The organism is Prescottella sp. R16, from assembly GCF_030656875.1.
Lineage (GTDB): Bacteria > Actinomycetota > Actinomycetes > Mycobacteriales > Mycobacteriaceae > Prescottella.
The window spans coordinates 909,899-925,738 of sequence record NZ_CP130943.1 but is presented as its reverse complement, the minus strand read 5'-3'; the positions used below and the strand labels follow the sequence as shown (position 1 = coordinate 925,738).

18 protein-coding genes and 1 pseudogene are annotated in these 15,840 nt (G+C 68.4%); 11 read left to right on the top strand and 8 right to left on the bottom strand.

The features are described 5' to 3' along the window. Positions 1–11 precede the first annotated feature (11 nt). The 3 genes and pseudogenes from Q5696_RS04250 (at position 12) to Q5696_RS04240 (ending at position 3,694) form a co-directional block, all read left to right on the top strand. A pseudogene (locus tag Q5696_RS04250) lies at positions 12–1,844 on the top strand (LCP family protein). 82 nt (positions 1,845–1,926) lie between these two features. Further along, complete coding sequence (phoU, locus tag Q5696_RS04245) at positions 1,927–2,616, top strand: phosphate signaling complex protein PhoU (RefSeq protein WP_305093978.1); 690 nt, start codon at positions 1,927–1,929, stop codon at positions 2,614–2,616. 94 nt (positions 2,617–2,710) lie between these two features. Further along, positions 2,711–3,694 carry an endonuclease/exonuclease/phosphatase family protein gene (locus Q5696_RS04240; RefSeq protein ID WP_305093977.1) on the top strand — a complete coding sequence of 328 codons (984 nt, stop codon included), beginning with the start codon at positions 2,711–2,713 and terminating at the stop codon, positions 3,692–3,694. A 31-nt stretch (positions 3,695–3,725) separates the two neighbouring features. Here the strand turns inward: Q5696_RS04240 and pstB are convergent, their stop codons facing one another. From pstB to Q5696_RS04210, 6 genes are all read right to left on the bottom strand, one after another. Next, complete coding sequence (gene pstB / locus Q5696_RS04235; RefSeq protein WP_305093976.1) at positions 3,726–4,502, bottom strand: phosphate ABC transporter ATP-binding protein PstB; 777 nt, start codon at positions 4,500–4,502, stop codon at positions 3,726–3,728. 95 nt (positions 4,503–4,597) lie between these two features. Beyond that, the gene (pstA, locus tag Q5696_RS04230; protein WP_305093975.1) at positions 4,598–5,503 is read right to left on the bottom strand and encodes a phosphate ABC transporter permease PstA; all 906 of its coding nucleotides are present in this window, start codon (positions 5,501–5,503) and stop codon (positions 4,598–4,600) included. Between the two features lie 3 nt (positions 5,504–5,506). Then, positions 5,507–6,559 (bottom strand): phosphate ABC transporter permease subunit PstC, encoded by a 1,053-nt coding sequence (pstC, locus tag Q5696_RS04225; protein ID WP_305093974.1) that lies wholly within the window; start codon positions 6,557–6,559, stop codon positions 5,507–5,509. Positions 6,560–6,616: 57 nt separating this feature from the next. Continuing rightward, positions 6,617–7,744, bottom strand: coding sequence for a phosphate ABC transporter substrate-binding protein PstS (gene pstS / locus Q5696_RS04220; RefSeq protein WP_305093973.1), 1,128 nt, complete (start codon positions 7,742–7,744; stop codon positions 6,617–6,619). Positions 7,745–7,956: 212 nt separating this feature from the next. Continuing rightward, positions 7,957–8,871 (bottom strand): mycothiol synthase, encoded by a 915-nt coding sequence (gene mshD, locus Q5696_RS04215; RefSeq protein WP_305093972.1) that lies wholly within the window; start codon positions 8,869–8,871, stop codon positions 7,957–7,959. After that, on the bottom strand, positions 8,868–9,638 hold the full coding sequence (locus tag Q5696_RS04210; protein WP_305093971.1) for a winged helix-turn-helix transcriptional regulator: 771 nt from the start codon (positions 9,636–9,638) through the stop codon (positions 8,868–8,870). The genes mshD and Q5696_RS04210 overlap by 4 nt, the downstream gene beginning before the upstream one ends. Before the next feature lie 139 nt (positions 9,639–9,777). Between Q5696_RS04210 and Q5696_RS04205 the strand changes: the two genes are divergently transcribed. From Q5696_RS04205 to Q5696_RS04185, 6 genes are all read left to right on the top strand, one after another. Continuing rightward, positions 9,778–10,560, top strand: a complete 783-nt coding sequence (locus tag Q5696_RS04205) for an LmeA family phospholipid-binding protein (RefSeq protein ID WP_305093970.1) — start codon at positions 9,778–9,780, stop codon at positions 10,558–10,560. Then, positions 10,557–11,012 carry a thioredoxin family protein gene (locus Q5696_RS04200; protein ID WP_305093969.1) on the top strand — a complete coding sequence of 152 codons (456 nt, stop codon included), beginning with the start codon at positions 10,557–10,559 and terminating at the stop codon, positions 11,010–11,012. The genes Q5696_RS04205 and Q5696_RS04200 overlap by 4 nt, the downstream gene beginning before the upstream one ends. Before the next feature lie 34 nt (positions 11,013–11,046). Next, positions 11,047–11,133, top strand: a complete 87-nt coding sequence (locus Q5696_RS21430) for a putative leader peptide (protein ID WP_370654902.1) — start codon at positions 11,047–11,049, stop codon at positions 11,131–11,133. A gap of 136 nt (positions 11,134–11,269) precedes the next feature. Next, the gene (locus Q5696_RS04195; protein ID WP_305093968.1) at positions 11,270–11,737 is read left to right on the top strand and encodes a DUF4395 domain-containing protein; all 468 of its coding nucleotides are present in this window, start codon (positions 11,270–11,272) and stop codon (positions 11,735–11,737) included. 55 nt (positions 11,738–11,792) lie between these two features. Beyond that, positions 11,793–12,626 carry a sulfurtransferase gene (locus tag Q5696_RS04190; RefSeq protein ID WP_305093967.1) on the top strand — a complete coding sequence of 278 codons (834 nt, stop codon included), beginning with the start codon at positions 11,793–11,795 and terminating at the stop codon, positions 12,624–12,626. A 5-nt stretch (positions 12,627–12,631) separates the two neighbouring features. Beyond that, positions 12,632–12,937, top strand: a complete 306-nt coding sequence (locus Q5696_RS04185; RefSeq protein ID WP_305093966.1) for a DUF1416 domain-containing protein — start codon at positions 12,632–12,634, stop codon at positions 12,935–12,937. A gap of 72 nt (positions 12,938–13,009) precedes the next feature. Here Q5696_RS04185 and Q5696_RS04180 read toward each other — a convergent pair whose 3' ends face one another. Further along, positions 13,010–13,228, bottom strand: a complete 219-nt coding sequence (locus Q5696_RS04180; RefSeq protein WP_305093965.1) for a PLDc N-terminal domain-containing protein — start codon at positions 13,226–13,228, stop codon at positions 13,010–13,012. Between the two features lie 50 nt (positions 13,229–13,278). On the opposite strand from Q5696_RS04180, the gene Q5696_RS04175 reads away from it, so the two are divergent. Then, positions 13,279–13,710 (top strand): hypothetical protein, encoded by a 432-nt coding sequence (locus Q5696_RS04175; protein WP_305093964.1) that lies wholly within the window; start codon positions 13,279–13,281, stop codon positions 13,708–13,710. Between the two features lie 400 nt (positions 13,711–14,110). Further along, positions 14,111–14,746 carry a heme-binding beta-barrel domain-containing protein gene (locus Q5696_RS04170; RefSeq protein WP_305095128.1) on the top strand — a complete coding sequence of 212 codons (636 nt, stop codon included), beginning with the start codon at positions 14,111–14,113 and terminating at the stop codon, positions 14,744–14,746. A gap of 341 nt (positions 14,747–15,087) precedes the next feature. Here Q5696_RS04170 and Q5696_RS04165 read toward each other — a convergent pair whose 3' ends face one another. Then, positions 15,088–15,789: a hypothetical protein gene (locus Q5696_RS04165; protein ID WP_305093963.1), complete on the bottom strand. Its 702-nt coding sequence runs from the start codon at positions 15,787–15,789 to the stop codon at positions 15,088–15,090. Positions 15,790–15,840: the final 51 nt, after the last annotated feature.

Below are 15,840 nucleotides of genomic sequence, written 5' to 3'. Positions count from 1 at the left end.
AGGGCGCGCAGGTGGGTGACGAGCACAATCCCGGTCGTGACGCACGGGAAGGCCGTGCCCCCTGGGAACGTCCACTGGCCGACCGACGCCGTGGCCGCAGGGGGATCGACGATCCGGACTCCGGCGACCAGCTCTCCGTCGCCGACCTGATGGCGAAGATGGGTCACGCCACACCCCCGCCCGACCCCGACCCCGACACCGAGGTCATTCCGGCGATCACCTCGGCCGCGCCGCCGCCCCCACCGGAACCCGAACCGGAACCGTCGTGGGTCGCCGACGCCGTCACCACCGCCGCACCCCGCGCCGTCGGCTCCCCCAACCGCACCCGTCTCGCCGCGAACCGCGACCGCAAACGCCGCAGACTGCTCGTCGCAGGGCGGTCCGCCGTCGCGTTCGTCGCGGTACTGACACTGCTCGCGCGACCGGTGTCATCTGGGGCTACCTGCAGTCCACCGAGGGACGGTTCGCCCAGATCTCGGCTCGACACCGACTCGTCCGACATCGTGGATCCGGGCGGACAGACCGGCGACGAGACCTATCTGATCGTCGGCACCGACACCCGGGCGGGTGCGGCCGGCCAGGTCGGCGCCGGCACCGTCGAAGACGCCGAGGGCGCCCGATCGGACACCGTCATGCTCGTACACGTCCCGGCCGACCGTAGCCGCGTCGTCGCCGTGTCCTTCCCCCGCGACCTGGACGTGGAACGGCCCGTCTGCGAGGGCTGGGACAACAACACCGGCACGTACACCGGCGAGATGTACCCGGCGGCGGACGGCGACAAACTCAACGCCACCTACGCGTTGGGCGGGCCGAAGTGCCTGGTGAAAGTGATCCAGAAACTCTCGGGGGTGAAGATCCGGCACTTCGTCGGCATGGACTTCGCCGGCTTCGAGAGCATGGTCGACGAGGTCGGCGGCGTGCAGGTCTGCGTGCCGCAACCCCTGATCGACGGCGAACTCGGCACCGTCCTGCCCGTCGCCGGCAACCAGACCCTCGACGGCCGCAAGGCCCTCGACTACGTCCGGGCCCGCCACGTCGACGCCGAGGGCAACGGCGACTACGGCCGGATCAAACGACAGCAGCTGTTCCTGTCGGCGCTCCTGCGGGAGGCGATGTCGAGCAAGGTGCTGTTCGATCCGGGCAAGCTCAACGGGTTCATCAACGCGTTCACTCGCGCCACGTTCGTCGAGAACATGGACACCAAGTCGCTGCTCACCCTCGGGCAGTCGCTGCGCAACGTCGACGCCGGCGCGGTCACGTTCATCACCGTCCCGACCGCCGGAACCAACGACTGGGGCAACGAGATCCCCCGTCTCGACGACATCAAGGACATCTTCCAGGCGATCATCGACGACGAGCCGTTGCCCGGTGAGAAGCGGGACGCCGAGAAATCCGACACCGATTCGGCCCACACACCGGCCCCGGCACCGACCCAGCTCGCCGTCGCCCCCAACGAGGTGAGCCTGCAGGTGTCGAACGGTTCCGGGGTGTCCGGGCTGGCCGCGTCCACCGCCGACCGGCTCGCCGCGTACGGGTTCCAGATCTACAGCGTCGGCAACTACACGGATTCGAGTACCCAGACCCTGGTTCGGTTCTCCGCCGGCAACGAGGCCGAGGCGGCGACGGTGGCGTCGTCGATTCCCGGTGCAGTACTCGAGCAGGCGTCCGGGCTCGGCGCAATCGTCGAGGTCGTGCTGGGGACGGCGTTCGACCGCACCCTGACCGCCCCGGCGGAGGCCGGGGAGTCCGTCTCCTCGCCCCCCACCCGGATCGCCGAGTCCGAGGAGGTCGAACTGCCCGCCGACCTGGCCGTGACGAACGCGACCGACAACCCGTGCGCCTGACCGAATCGGCAGCGTGCACATTCACCCGACGTTCACCTGACCGTGGTGACTTGGTTTCCGACACGCCGTAGGCTGTGACCTCATGCGCGTCGCTTACAACGAACAGATGACCGAGCTCGCCGACACCCTCGGCGAGATGGCGGGTTTGGCCGGAGCGGCCATGGAGAAGGCAACCCAGGCACTTCTGCAGGCGGACCTCGGGCTCGCCGAGCAGGTCATCGGTGAGCACGAGAAGATCACCGAACTGAGCGTGATCGCCGAGGAGCGGGCGTTCGCGCTCCTCGCCCTGCAGGCCCCGGTGGCCGGCGATCTCCGGTCGGTGGTGAGCGGCATCCAGATCGTCGCCGACATCGACCGCATGGGCGCGCTCGCACTGCACGTCGCCAAGATCACGCGTCGCCGGCACCCCAACCACGTCCTCCCCGAGGAGGTCAACGGATACTTCGCCGAGATGGGTCGGATCGCCGTCGCCCTCGGTGCGGGCGCCAAGGAAGTCCTCGAGACCCGCGACCCCGAACGCGCCGCGAAGATGAGTGAAGAGGACGACGCGATGGACGACCTCCATCGCCACCTGTTCAGTGTTCTCATGGACCGCGAATGGCAGCACGGTGTCGCCGCCGCCGTCGACGTCACCCTCCTGGGCCGCTTCTACGAGCGCTTCGCCGACCACACCGTCGAGGTCGCGCGCCGGGTGATCTTCCTCGTCACCGGCAAGATGCCCGTCGAGCCCAGCAAGGACTTCGACGACATCGCCTCGTACCCCGAACTGTAGCGAGACCGCAGCGAAACGCCCGCCGGACATCCGGCGGGCGTTTCGCGTCTCCCGGCCGCACCGCACGAGAGCCGACCGCGGGCATGATCGACACGTGCACCTGCCGCGACACATCGGACGAGCCACCGGAACGGTCGGCGCCCTGTGCGCGCTGTACGGGGCGGCGGGACTGCTCGCATCGACCGTCCCCGTGGAGAACCGGTTCGTCGTCCTGCTGGCCGGCCGGACGCCGTCGCTGCTCCTGATGGCACTCTTCGGCGCCGTCGTCGCCACGCTCGGCCGCCGCTGGCTCGCGGCCGCCGCGTGTCTCGTGGTCTGCACGCTGGGCGTGTGGCTGCTCGCCCCGCTGTACCTCCCGGGTGCCGGCGGCATCTCCCCCACTGCCACCGGCCCGACCGTTCGCGTGATGCAGGCCAACGTCAAAGTGGGGCAGGCCGATCCGGAAGCGCTCGTCCACACGGTCCGGGATCGCGGCGTGGACGTCCTGACCGTGCAGGAACTGACCGACGAATCGATCGAGGCGCTGGACGTCGCCGGTCTGGACGACGTGCTTCCGCATCGGTTCGTGGTGTCGTACGGGCCGGGTGGACAGGGCGGCGGGATCTACAGCCGGTTCCCGTTGGCGAACACACGCAACCTGCCGGGCTTCCTCTCCGCCAACCTCGCCGCCGACATAGAGGTGGGGCTGCGGGAACCGCTGGCACTGTTGATGGTTCACCCGGCACCGGCCTACCTGTTCCCGGCGCAGCTGTGGGCGGCGGAGCTGCGCGGCATCCACGACGAGATGCTCGCCGTCGCGGGGCGCGACAACGTCGTCGTCAGCGGCGACTTCAACGCCGACTACACCCAGCCGCAGTACCGGGCGCTGCTCACCGACGGCTATGCCGACGCCGCCGATCAGGTGGGTGCCGGGCTGGTGCCGACCATGCCGGCGTCCCGGTGGTATCCCGCTGTCACCGGCATCGACCGCGTCGTCACGAAGGGGGCGGTGGTGACGAGCCTCGAACGCATCGACATCGCCGGATCCGATCATCACGGCCTGGTGGCCGACGTCGGCCTGAGCACCGACGGTTCGTGACCGGACCGCCCCTCGGGTGCAGCCGCGAGGCTCAGCCGAAGCGGCCCGAGATGTAGTCCTCGGTGGCCTTCTGGGTGGGGTTGGAGAAGATCTTCTCGGTGTCGTCGATCTCGATGAGTTTGCCCGGCTTGCCGGTGGCCTCGAGGTTGAAGAATGCGGTCTGGTCGCTCACGCGGGCGGCCTGCTGCATGTTGTGGGTGACGATGACGATCGTGAAGTCCTGCTTGAGTTCGGTGATGAGGTCCTCGATCGCGAGCGTCGAGATCGGGTCGAGTGCCGAGCAGGGCTCGTCCATGAGCAGCACGTCCGGGGAGACGGCGATCGCGCGGGCGATGCACAGACGCTGCTGCTGTCCACCGGACAGGCCACCGCCGGGCTTGTCGAGCCGGTCCTTGACCTCGTTCCACAGGTTGGCGCCGCGCAGCGACTTCTCGGCGACCTCGTCGAGTTCCTTCTTGTTCCGCACGCCCTGCAACTTGAGGCCGGCGACGACGTTGTCGCGGATCGACATGGTGGGGAACGGGTTGGGCCGCTGGAACACCATGCCGATGGTCTTGCGGACACCGACGGGGTCGACGGTGGAACCGTAGATGTCCTCACCGTCGAGAAGGACGGAGCCCTCGACGCGGGCGCCGGGCGTCACCTCGTGCATGCGGTTGAGGGAGCGCAGCACCGTCGACTTGCCGCAGCCGGACGGGCCGATGAACGCGGTGACGCTGCGCGGCGGTACCGACAGCCCCACATCGGCGACGGCATGGAACTTGCCGTAGTAGATGTTGACGTCCTTGAGATCCAGACGCTTGGCCATTCATCGGCTCCCTACTGGTGTGAGCTTCTGCTCGAGTATGTACTGACGAGGTTCGGTGGTGGCGGTGATCGCGGTGTCCGTCACGAAACCGGTGCTCACTTGCCGCGGACGGCGGTGAAGCGGCCGATCACCTTGGCGACGACGTTGAGGATCGCGATGACGAGGATCAGGGTCAGTGCGGCACCCCAGATCCGGTTGGAGCCGGCGTCGGTCGGGTTGTTCATCTCGGCGACCATCACGCCGGGCAGGGTGCCCATCTCGCCGCCGAACAGGTTGAAGTTGATGAACGGTGCGTAGCCGACCAGGATCAGCAGCGGCGCGCTCTCGCCGAGGACGCGGGCGAGGGCGAGCATGACGCCGGTGATGGTGCCGGGCAGCGCGGTCGGGACGACGATCCGCATGATCGTCTTCCATTTGGGGACGCCCAGCGCGTACGACGCCTCCCGCAGGTCGTTCGGCACGATCCGCAGCATTTCCTCGGTGCTGCGGACCACGACCGGGACCATCAGCAGCACCAGGGCGAGCGACACGGCCAGCGCCGACTTGGGGAAGCCGAACGTGGCGACCCACAGCGCGTAGATGAACAGGGCGGCGACGATCGACGGGATGCCCGAGAGGATGTCGACCATGAACGTCGTGAGCTTGCCGAGCTTCGAGGTACCCGCGTATTCGACGAGGTAGACGGCGACGAACAGGCCGAGCGGCACCGCCAGGATCGCGCAGAACAGGCCTTGCAGGAGAGTGCCGACGAGAGCGTGGTAGATGCCGCCGCCCTGTGCGGACGCGGACAGGCCGCTGAACGAGTGCGTGAACCACGTCTGCGACGTGACGGCCGGCAGGCCCTTGACGATCACCGTCCACAGCACCCACACGAGCGGCACGAGCGCGATCAGCACGGACAGGGTGACCAGCACGGTGGCGGTGTGATCGGTGATGCGGCGGCGCAGGCCCACCCCTTGGAAGGCGGGTGCCTTGATCGGCTTGTCGAGAACGCTGGTCATCGGTCAGTCCCGCTTTCCGGAGATCACGGCGCGTGCGGCCGCGTTGACCACGAAGGTGAGCACGAAGAGGACGAGGCCGGCGGCGATGTAGGCGCCCGCCTGGATGTCGTTGTTGAACTCGGCGTATCCGAGCGCGATCTTGGACGCGATCGTCGAGCCGGAGTCGTTGAGGCCGAGCCACGATGCCGGCGCGGACGTGGTCCGCAGGATCATGTAGAGGGCCATGGTCTCGCCGAGGGCGCGGCCCAGGCCGAGCATGGATCCGCTGATGTAGCCGGACTTGCCGAACGGGATGACGGTGGTGCGCACCACTTCCCACCGGGTCGCGCCGAGCGCGAGGGCCGCCTCGATGTGCGCCTTGGGGGTCTGGGCGAACACCTCGCGGGTCACGGCCGTGATGACCGGCAGGATCATCACCGCGAGCACGATGCCGGCGGTGAAGACGGTGCCGCCGCCGCGGATCGAGCCGGTGCCGTCCGCGAAGAACGGGATCCAGCCGAGGTGCTCGTTGAGCCACATCGCGACCGGTGCGACGGCCGGCGCGAACACCAGCAGCCCCCACAGGCCGTAGACGATCGACGGCACCGCCGCCAGCAGGTCGATCATGTACGCGAGGGGGCCGGCGAGGCGTTTCGGCGCGTATTCGGTGAGGAAGATCGCGATGCCGAGTGCGATCGGCATCGCCAGGATCAGTGCGAACACCGACACCTTGACGGTGGTGATGAACAGGTCGAGCACACCGAACGCCATCGCGTCGATGTCGACCGTGTCCCATACCCGGCTGGTGAGGAAGTTGACCTCGTTGCGCTGCAACGCGGGCACCGCCCGCCAGATCAGGAAGATGCCGACGGCCGCGACGAGGAGTGTGATGAAAACTGCCGAACCCGAGGCGAAGGAACCGAAGATCCGGTCTCCGGGCCGGGTGACAGCCTTGTTCTTCGTTTCCGGTGAGGAAGTGATCGGGGCCTCCGGGGTACCGTTCGGACCGCCCACCCCGGCCCCGCCGTCCGCGGGGCCGGAGGCGCGTGGTGTTGACCGTGTGCTCGCGTCAGTCATCTGCGCTCACATTCTCCGTCGAATATAGATGGGCAGTCCGGATGCGGTGCGTCCCGATCAGCCGATGGCCGCGATCGACTCGTTGATCTTGGCGCGGAACGACTCCGGCAGCGGGACGTAGCCCTGGTCGGCGAGCGTCTGCTGGCCCTCGTTCGCGGCACTCGTCAGGAACGACTTCACGGCGGCGGAGGTGTCCGCGGGGTACCCGGCCGAGCACACGATCTCGTAGGTGGCCAGGATCAGCGGGTAGGTGCCGGCCTCGGTGCTGCCGTAGATCGACTTCAGGTCGAGGGTGAGGTCACCGGTGCCCGAACCCTTGAACGCGGCGTTCGCGATCGCCTTGCCGGCGGTGTCCTGCGTCAGCTCCACCGGGCCGGAGCCGTTGTCGATCTGCGCGATCGCCAGCTTCTGCTGATCCGCGAACGACTTCTCGACGTACGTGATCGATCCGGGAGCCGACGCGACGGCCTGCGCGACACCCGCCGAACCCTTGGCACCCTCACCGACGCCACCCTTGAAGTCGGAGCCCGCGCCGACCGTCCAGGCGCCCTTGGACGACGCCTCGAGGTACTGCTGGAAGTTGTCGCTGGTGCCCGAGGAGTCGGAGCGGAAGATCGGGTTGATCTTCTCGTCCGGGAGCTCGGTGCCCGAGTTGAGGGCGGCGATCGCCGGATCGTTCCACGTGGTGACGGTGCCGTTGAAGATCTTGGCGACGACCTCGCCGCTGAGGACCAGGTCGTCGACGCCGTCGAGGTTGTAGGCGAGCGCGACCGGGCCGAACACGAGCGGCAGGTTCCACGCGTCGTTGCCGTTGCAGCGCTGCTTGGCCTGCTCGGCCTGCTCCCCCTTGATCGCCGAGTCCGAGCCCGCGAAGTCGATCTGGTTCGCAATGAACTGGGTGCGGCCGTCGCCGGAACCGCTCGGGTTGTAGGCGACGTTGACGGACTTGCCCTTGTTCTGGCAGGCCGCGATGTAGGTGGAGGTGAACTCGTCCATCGCGTTCTTCTGCGCCGACGACCCGGCCCCGGACAGCTTGTCCTTGCCGTCACACAGTGCCGTGGACGCGGACGTGTCGACCGTCGAGGAGGCGGCGTTGTTGTCGCTGCCGCACGCCGTCAGCGTCATGGCCGCGACAGCACCGAACACCACTGCTCCGAACACTGCGCCGTTACGCTCGAGCTTCACCCTGGATCCTCCGCTGTCCTGGCGTTCCGCCCGTCGTCGGGCGGCGTGGAAGATGTCGGTCCGCACGGGACCGCACCGGGTGGCGATCCGCCACCCAGGCCAGAAAGGTAAGGGTGCCCGGTAGCCATCGGGACCCGGTTCGGTGAACGGAAGGTGAACTCCCGCCGGAATCTGCCCGAGAACTTCGTCACACGCCGGATTCGTGCGGAAGATCAGCCCCGCGCGGTGTACGCGACGTCGACGTGGAACCGCTCGAATCCGAGCCGCTCGTACGTGTGCAGAGCTGCGGTGTTGTCCCCTTCGACGTACAGCAGGACGGTGCCGAGACCGCGGGCCCGCAGATGGTGCAGGCCCGCCAGCGTGAGCACCCGGCCCAGGCCGCGGCCCTGCGCGTCGGGGTCGATTCCGACGACGTACACCTCCCCGAGTGCGGGGGTGTCGTTCTCCGGCGCGTGCACCTTGGTCCAGTGGAAGCCCAGCAGACGGTCCGGGGCGCCGTCGCCGTGCTCTGCGGGGAACGCCAGGAACAGTCCGGCAGGATCGAACCACGGTTCGCTGCGGCGTTCGTCGATGTCGCGCTGCGTCCACGTGCCCTGCTCCGGATGCCACGCGAACGCGGCGGCATTGACCCGCAGGAGCTCCGCGTCGTCCTCCGGGCCCCGGTACGTGCGCAGCGTGACATCGTCCGGCACGACGACGTCGGGCAGCGGCTCGGTCAGCGACCGGCGCAGCTGCAGCAGTTCCCGCGCCCCGATCAGGTCGAGCCGGCCGGCGACGGCGACGGCGGCCGGCAGGTTGCCGTGCGCCCACACCCGGGTGCCCGCCCCTCCGGAACGCAGCGCCTCCGCGACGAGCCGGCGCCCGGTCCCGGCCCCGCGGCCGTCGGGATCGACGACGACCTCCGCCATCGCCGGATGGTCCCCGTGCCCGGGCTCGAGCTGCGCGTAACCGACGACGCGGCCGTCGACCGTCGCCGTCAGGTGCCGGGCCGCACCGGGGCCGGTGAGTGCGTGCAGCGCCTGCTCCGACACGGGCGCGGTGCCGTCGGCCGTCGTGGCGCGGGCGACGAGGTCCCGGATCTCCGCGGCCGGCGGTGAATCGATCCAGTCGAGCTGCAGAGTGTTCATCGATATGCCGATCCTTGGGTAGGGGCAGGGCTGGAGTCCGGTCCGTCCGGAGCCGGATCGTCGTCGGGGGCCGGGTCGGTCGGCGCCGGGCCGGGCCGGGACGGCGGACGCACCGCCTTGTAGCCGACGTTGCGGACGGTCCCGATGAGGGACTCGTAGTCCGAGCCGAGTTTGGCACGCAGCCGTCGGACATGGACGTCGACGGTGCGGGTGCCGCCGAAGAAGTCGTACCCCCACACCTCCTGCAGCAACTGCGCGCGGGTGAACACCCGGCCCGCGTGCTGCGCGAGATATTTGAGGAGCTCGAACTCCTTGTAAGTCAGATCGAGGGGACGACCCCGCAGTCGTGCGGTGTACGTCCCCTCGTCGATCACCAGCTCACCGAGCGTGATCTTGCCGGTCGCTTCGGGCGCGGTCACACCCCCGTTGCGGCCGACGAGCAACCGCAGTCTCGCATCGAGTTCCGCCGGCCCGGTCGTCGGGAGCAGGATGTCGTCGAGACCCCATTCCGCGTTGACGGCGACGAGTCCGCCCTCGGTCAGGACGGCCACGACCGGGATCGCCGAGCCCGTCGTCCCCAGCAACCGGCACAGGCCGCGCGCCGCGGCCAGATCGGTGCGGGCATCGACGAGCGCGACGTCCGCCGCACCCGCCTCGAGAAGTGACGACACGTCGGCCGGAGCCGGCCGCACCGTGTGCGACAGCAGGGCCAACGACGGCAGCACCGTCTCCGGATCGGGGTCGGAGGTCAGAAGCAGAAGCTCCACTCAGGCCTCCCTCTCTGTCGCCGCGAACGCCGGCGGAGGGCCGACACCGAGTGGTCCGACAAGTTTTCGCGCACAGACTAGCGCGAGCCGACACCGGACCGCCGCACCGGCACCCGAGGCGAACAGTAACAATGGGATTGTGCGGAAACTGATCATCGGGCTGGTGTGCCTCGTCGGAATCGCCGTCGTCGTCGACTTCGGCGCCGCCGCCTACTCCGAGTACCGGGTGTCCCGGGCGCTACGTGAGGGCGGCTCGCTCACCGCCGACCCCGAGGTCACCATCCACGGCTTCCCGTTCCTCACCCAGGCGTGGCGCGGCAAGTACGACGACGTCGAGATCCGCGCCCAGCAGGTGCACCGGGACATGATCGGCGACGTGACGATCGAGGCGACCCTGAACGGGGTGTCCGTACCGGCGTCCACGATCCTCGACGGTTCCGTGTCCCAGGTGCCCGTCGACCATCTGGAGGGCCGGATGATGATCGACGCCACCGACCTGGGGAAATTCCTCGGCATCCCCGATCTGCAGGTGTCGGCGCCGCCGGCGGACAAGTCGGACGGCACCGGAGGATCCGGCGGATCCGGGTCGCCGACCACCGGCGGCATCGTGTTCACCGGCACCGTCCCGGTGGGCCCGCTGCAGACATCGGTGAGCGTGCAGGCCGACCTGGTGCTGCGCGGTGAGCAGTTGATGATCGTGGCCACCGACTTCTACTACGGCCCCGAGGGCGAGGCGGACTTCTCCGTCCCGAATCCGCTGCGCCAGGGAGTGCTCGACCTGTTCACCAAGACCATCGACCCGCAGGCACTCCCGTTCGGCATCATGCCCACCGACGTGTACGCCGAGGGATCGCAGATCGTCGTCGAGGGCATCGGCGACGATCTCGTCATCGATCTCGATCGTCTCCAGGAGGCCGCATGACCGCTGTCGTCGTTCTACTGATCGCGGTCGCCGCCACCCTCGCCGTCGGTCTCGCGCTGCGGGCGCGAGCCGGGAGGGTGCGCGCGTCGGAACCTGCCGCGACGGCCGGCGACGAGCGGACCGTGCTCCTCACCGAGGCCGGGGTGACTGCGACCGGACACCCCGTCGTCCTCCATTTCTCCGCCGACTGGTGCGGCCCGTGCGCGGCGGTCCGTCGCGTCGTCGGGAACGTTCTCGCCAAGCTCGACGCATCCCGCACCGACGGTCCGGCCGCTCTCGACATCGAACTCGACATCGACGAAAACCCCGCCCTGGCAAAGACTCTCGGCGTCCTGTCGCTTCCCACCACGTTCATCCTCGACGGCGATCTGACCGAACGTTTCCGCATCTCCGGGGTGCCGTCGGCGGCCGACCTCGAAGCGGCCCTGGTCCCACTCCTCGAAACCGAGTGACCCACATCGCGAAAAATTGGGTACGCTGCACCTCGTGTACTCCAACCACGAGCTGATGCTCACCCGACGCCGCGCAGTCGACCTGTGCCGCCTCGGTGGTTGTTGCTGTCCCTGCTGTTGATCACGGCAGGTCGACGCCTCTTTCCGGCCCAGCGTGTCGTCGCTGTCCGACGAACCCACCCGTGATCGGTGCATCCGAAAAGCCCGCCGCCACGCGCCGGCATCTCAGCACTCGGTATCCCGCAGGAGCACTCCGCATGTCCACTCCCACCCTCACCGCACAGCAGGTCGACGTCCGCGGTCCACGTTTCGCCGCCTGGGTCACCACCGCCGTCCTGGTGATCGTCCTGATCGTGTCGACGGTGTCGCCGCTGGTCGCCGGCATCCTGCTGGCCGCGCAGGCCGTCGTCTTCGCGATCGGCGCCCTGGCCGGGCCGCGCCGCAGCCCGTACGGCCGACTGTTCGCGGCCGTCGTCTCCCCACGGCTGGGGCCGGTCACCGAACGTGAGCCCGTCGCACCGCTGCGGTTCGCACAGCTCGTCGGTCTCGTCTTCGCGGCCGTCGGCACCGTCGGTTTCCTCGCCGGCGCCGGGCTCGTCGGGGCCGTCGCGACCGGGTTCGCACTGTTCGCCGCGCTCCTCAACGCCGCTTTCGGGGTCTGCCTGGGCTGCCAGATCTACCCACTGGTCGCACGCCTGCGCGGCAACACCCGAAACCTGGCCTGACCCCACAGTTTTCTCGAATTCTCCACTCGTCGTTCCGAACCCGAAAGGACCACCTATGGCTCGCTCCGACGTCCTGGTCTCCGCAGACTGGGCCGAGCAGAATCTGACCGCACCCAAGACCGTCTTCGTCGAGGTCGACGAGGACACCTCCGCCTACGACGGCGGCCACATCGAGGGCGCGATCAAGCTCGACTGGCGCAAGGATCTGCAGGACGCGGTCCGCCGCGACTTCCTGAACCAGGAACAGTTCTCTGCGCTGCTGTCCGCGAAGGGCGTCGCGAACGACGACACCGTGGTCCTCTACGGCGGCAACAACAACTGGTTCGCCGCGTACGCGTACTGGTACTTCAAGCTGTACGGCCACCAGGACGTCAAGCTGATCGACGGTGGCCGCAAGAAGTGGGAGCTCGACGGCCGTCCGCTGTCGAAGGAGACCGTCACCCGCCCGGCCACCGAGTACAAGGCCGCAGCGCCCGACACCTCGATCCGCGCCTTCCGCGACGACGTGATCGCCGCGATCGGTTCCGCGAACCTGGTGGACGTCCGCTCCCCCGACGAGTACTCGGGCAAGATCCTCGCGCCGGCGCACCTGCCGCAGGAACAGGCACAGCAGCGTGGCCACGTCCCCGGCGCCATCAACATCCCGTGGAGCACCACCGCCAACGAGGACGGCACCTTCAAGTCCGACGAAGACCTCGCGAAGCTGTACGCGGACAAGGGCTTCGACGACTCCAAGGAAACCATCGCCTACTGCCGTATCGGCGAGCGCTCGAGCCACACCTGGTTCGTGCTGCAGGAGATCCTCGGTAAGCAGAACGTGAAGAACTACGACGGCAGCTGGGTCGAGTACGGCTCGCTGGTCGGCGCACCGATCGAGTTGGGAGCATAAGAGTTATGTGCGGAGCACCTGTTCAGACCCAGACCCTGCCCGCAGGCGTCAACGTCGAGACGGAAACGGTCATCACCGGCCGCGTCCTCGACACCGCCGGCCAGCCGGTCGGTGGCGCGTTCGTCCGCCTCCTCGACAGCACCGACGAGTTCACCGCCGAGGTCGTCGCCTCCGCGACCGGCGACTTCCGCTTCTTCGCCGCCCCCGGCGACTGGAAGGTCCGCGCCCTCTCCGCCGCCGGCAACGGCGACGTGCGCATCAGCCCGTCCGCCCCCGGCGTGCACAGCGTGGACGTGACCGTCACCAAGTAGGTCACCGAGAACCCGGCAGGGGCGTCGTTCCGTGACGGAGCGGCGCCCCTGTGGCGTGTCGGCAGGGGCCCGTCAATGGATTCGCTTACGCAGCGGCGGCGCCCCGAACAGGAACCAGGCGGCCGGCCCGATGACGGGCAGGACGACGGTGAGCACCGACCACCAGAACTTCGACCCGGCGCGGTCGTGACGGGTCCGGAAGATCGAGACCAGTGCGGCGACGGTGAGCCCGACGATGACCAGCACCTGGATGTCGAAGATCAGCGGCACGGTCGGGTTGTTGCGGTCCATCTCGGCTCTCCCCCCTCGAAACGATGCGGGCCCGACGCTAGCGGATGTGCTTGGCTGCACGTATGGGGTGGATCGCGAGAGAGATCGGTGTTGCGTCCGGGGTCGGTGCCGCGGTGGCGGCGGTCGAGACGATCCGGTCCGGCAGCCTCGGATCGATGCCGGTGGCGCTGGCGGTGGGGGTGTTCGCCGGAGTGGTGGTCGGATCCGTGTCGGTGGTAGGCGGCTCCCTGGCGCTGCGATCGGCGCAGGCGTGGCCACCGCATTCGGCGCGGTGCCGGCGGCACCGGTTCGCGACCTGGTCGGCGGGCGCGGTGTTCCTGTTCGTCGCCGTGTTCTTCGTGTGGGGTGTGTCGACGACGGGTGCGAGCCCGTCCGGCGGGGCGTGGTTCGTGGCGGTCTCGGCAGTGTGCGCCGCCGTGACCTACGTGTGCACACTGTTCCTCGCGCCGGCCCCGGTGCAGTGTTCGTCGGATGCGGAATAGCGGCAGATGAACCCGTGGAGGGCGCCGAACCGTGGGATGCCGCCGATCGGCGACCGTGCGGCGACGTGGTGAACGACGCCAGACTCGAGCGGAAGCGTCGACCGCTCCGAGAAGCTTTCGACGAGGTGTGCCGCCGCGACGGCTGGGATCGCGCACACCCGTGAGCCTCTGCCCGCGAACACGGGAACGAACCACCGATTTCGAACGTTCCCGCGCAGAGGTCTAGGATGAGCGACGTGGTCATCTTCTTCGAGGTTCTTCTTGTCCTTGCCGCCATCCTGATCACCTGGTTCTCCGTGTACACGGTGTACCGCCTGGTCACCGACCAGCCGTGAGTCAGGATCCGGAAGCCGGCGCCGATTCGGCGTCCGAGCAGCCCGAGGCGTCCGAGCCGCAGGTAGTGCGCGGTAGCGGTAACCAGGCTGTCGAGGATGCCGTGGTTCGTGCCGAGGACACGGCGGGACGCAACATCGCGAACCTGCCGGGTCTGCCGCTACCCGACGACACCGCGAATCTTCGCTTCGGCCCGGACCTCAATCCGGGCATGCTCGCGCTGATCCCGCTCGTCGGCGTGTGGCGCGGTGAGGGCGAGGGTCGTGACGCCGACGGCGACTACCGTTTCGGCCAGCAGATCGTCGTCTCCCACGACGGTGAGAACTACCTGACCTGGGAGTCGCGGTCGTGGCGCCTGGACGCCGACGGTAACTATGCGGCCCCCGACCAGCGCGAGAGCGGTTACTGGCGTGTCGCCGGCGACGGCATCCCGGGCAGCACCAACGAGGAAGTCATCGAACTGCTGCTCACCCACGCCTCCGGTGTCGTCGAACTGTTCTACGGCCAGGCGTTGACGCAGTCGTCGTGGGAACTCGGCACCGATGTCGTGATCCGCTCCGAATCCGGTGAACTGATCGGTGGCGCCAAGCGCCTGTACGGCATCGTCGAAGGCGGTGACCTCGCCTACGTCGAGGAACGCGTCATCGCCGACGGCCCCCTCGAGCCGCGTTTCTCGGCGCGACTACAGCGCTACGCCGGCTAGAACAACCCCGGAACAGCAGCGATCCCCGGGCCCGTCCACTGCGGACGAAGCCCGGGGGTTTCGTCTTTCGTGGCGTCCCGACCTGGACACGGTCGGGGGGGCTCGGGGATCGGGTAGCTGCCTGGGATTCGCCGGCCTGACGCGGTCAGTGAATTCCGAGAGCATCGTGGCTAGCGGACAGCCACCTCACGTGTCCGTTTGTCATTCAACTCCAGACCACCTCCTTCCTCGTGTAGAGCCGAAGGTACGCCCGGATCCGCGGACTCTGCAACGGATTTTTCGTCCGCCCACAGCGAAGCCCCGCCCCGGACGGATCCGGGACGGGGCTGCTGTCGGGGAAACTAGCTGGCGCTCTTCAGTACATTGCCGATGATGTCACCGATGAAACCGGCCGGGTCGTTGATGATCGACGACGCCGCCGAACCGCTCGCAACCGGGCCCGACGAACCGAAGCCCGACGAATCGAGGCTGCCGGTCACGATCTCACCCGGGTTGGCGGCGCGAACCGTCACGCACACACCCATCGGGTCGGCCTTCTTCTCGCCCCACGCATCCGGCTTCGCCGACGCGCCACTGTCGTAGACCGTGCCGACCTTGGCATCCGCCGGAACCTTGTACGTGGTGACGAACTCTGCCGGGCTACCGTCGATCGCCCATCCCAAGGCCGAGGTCGTGGACACGCTGTTCGCCGTGTAGTCGTTGTTGGTCTTGACGTCCTTGCCGTTGACCGTGGCCGATTGGAGGGTGAAGCCCGCCGGGAAGTAGTCGGTCATGGTACGCAGCAGCGTCGCAGCACCCGACTCCTTACCGACCGTGATCTTGTAGCTCACGGTGCCACCCGGGGCAACAGTGCCGTCGCCGATGACCTGCTTGGTCAGCTTGATCTTCACCAGACCGGCGGGGCCGGCGAAGACCTGCGATGCCTGGGTACCGCACTCGGCCGGCGCGGCCGAAGCGACGCCGGTACCGAAGGTGAGTCCTCCGGCGACGATGGCTGCGGCGGCAGCGGAGGCTGCGATGCGGCGAGTCAGGGGTCGGGTCATGAAAAGCTCCTTCGGTCGTCCTGACGAGGGGGAATCAAGATGCGTAGAACA

Bases quoted from the DNA above. Each gene is read 5' to 3' on its own strand.
- pstB (WP_305093976.1), bottom strand. From the start codon at position 4,502: ATGGCCAAGCGTCTGGATCTCAAGGACGTCAACATCTACTACGGCAAG.
- Q5696_RS04190 (WP_305093967.1), top strand. From the start codon at position 11,793: ATGGCTCGCTCCGACGTCCTGGTCTCCGCAGACTGGGCCGAGCAGAAT.
- Q5696_RS04180 (WP_305093965.1), bottom strand. From the start codon at position 13,228: ATGGACCGCAACAACCCGACCGTGCCGCTGATCTTCGACATCCAGGTG.
- Q5696_RS04165 (WP_305093963.1), bottom strand. From the start codon at position 15,789: ATGACCCGACCCCTGACTCGCCGCATCGCAGCCTCCGCTGCCGCCGCA.
- Q5696_RS04195 (WP_305093968.1), top strand. From the start codon at position 11,270: ATGTCCACTCCCACCCTCACCGCACAGCAGGTCGACGTCCGCGGTCCA.
- pstC (WP_305093974.1), bottom strand. From the start codon at position 6,559: ATGACTGACGCGAGCACACGGTCAACACCACGCGCCTCCGGCCCCGCG.
- mshD (WP_305093972.1), bottom strand. From the start codon at position 8,871: ATGAACACTCTGCAGCTCGACTGGATCGATTCACCGCCGGCCGCGGAG.
- Q5696_RS04200 (WP_305093969.1), top strand. From the start codon at position 10,557: ATGACCGCTGTCGTCGTTCTACTGATCGCGGTCGCCGCCACCCTCGCC.
- Q5696_RS04185 (WP_305093966.1), top strand. From the start codon at position 12,632: ATGTGCGGAGCACCTGTTCAGACCCAGACCCTGCCCGCAGGCGTCAAC.
- phoU (WP_305093978.1), top strand. From the start codon at position 1,927: ATGCGCGTCGCTTACAACGAACAGATGACCGAGCTCGCCGACACCCTC.
- pstA (WP_305093975.1), bottom strand. From the start codon at position 5,503: ATGACCAGCGTTCTCGACAAGCCGATCAAGGCACCCGCCTTCCAAGGG.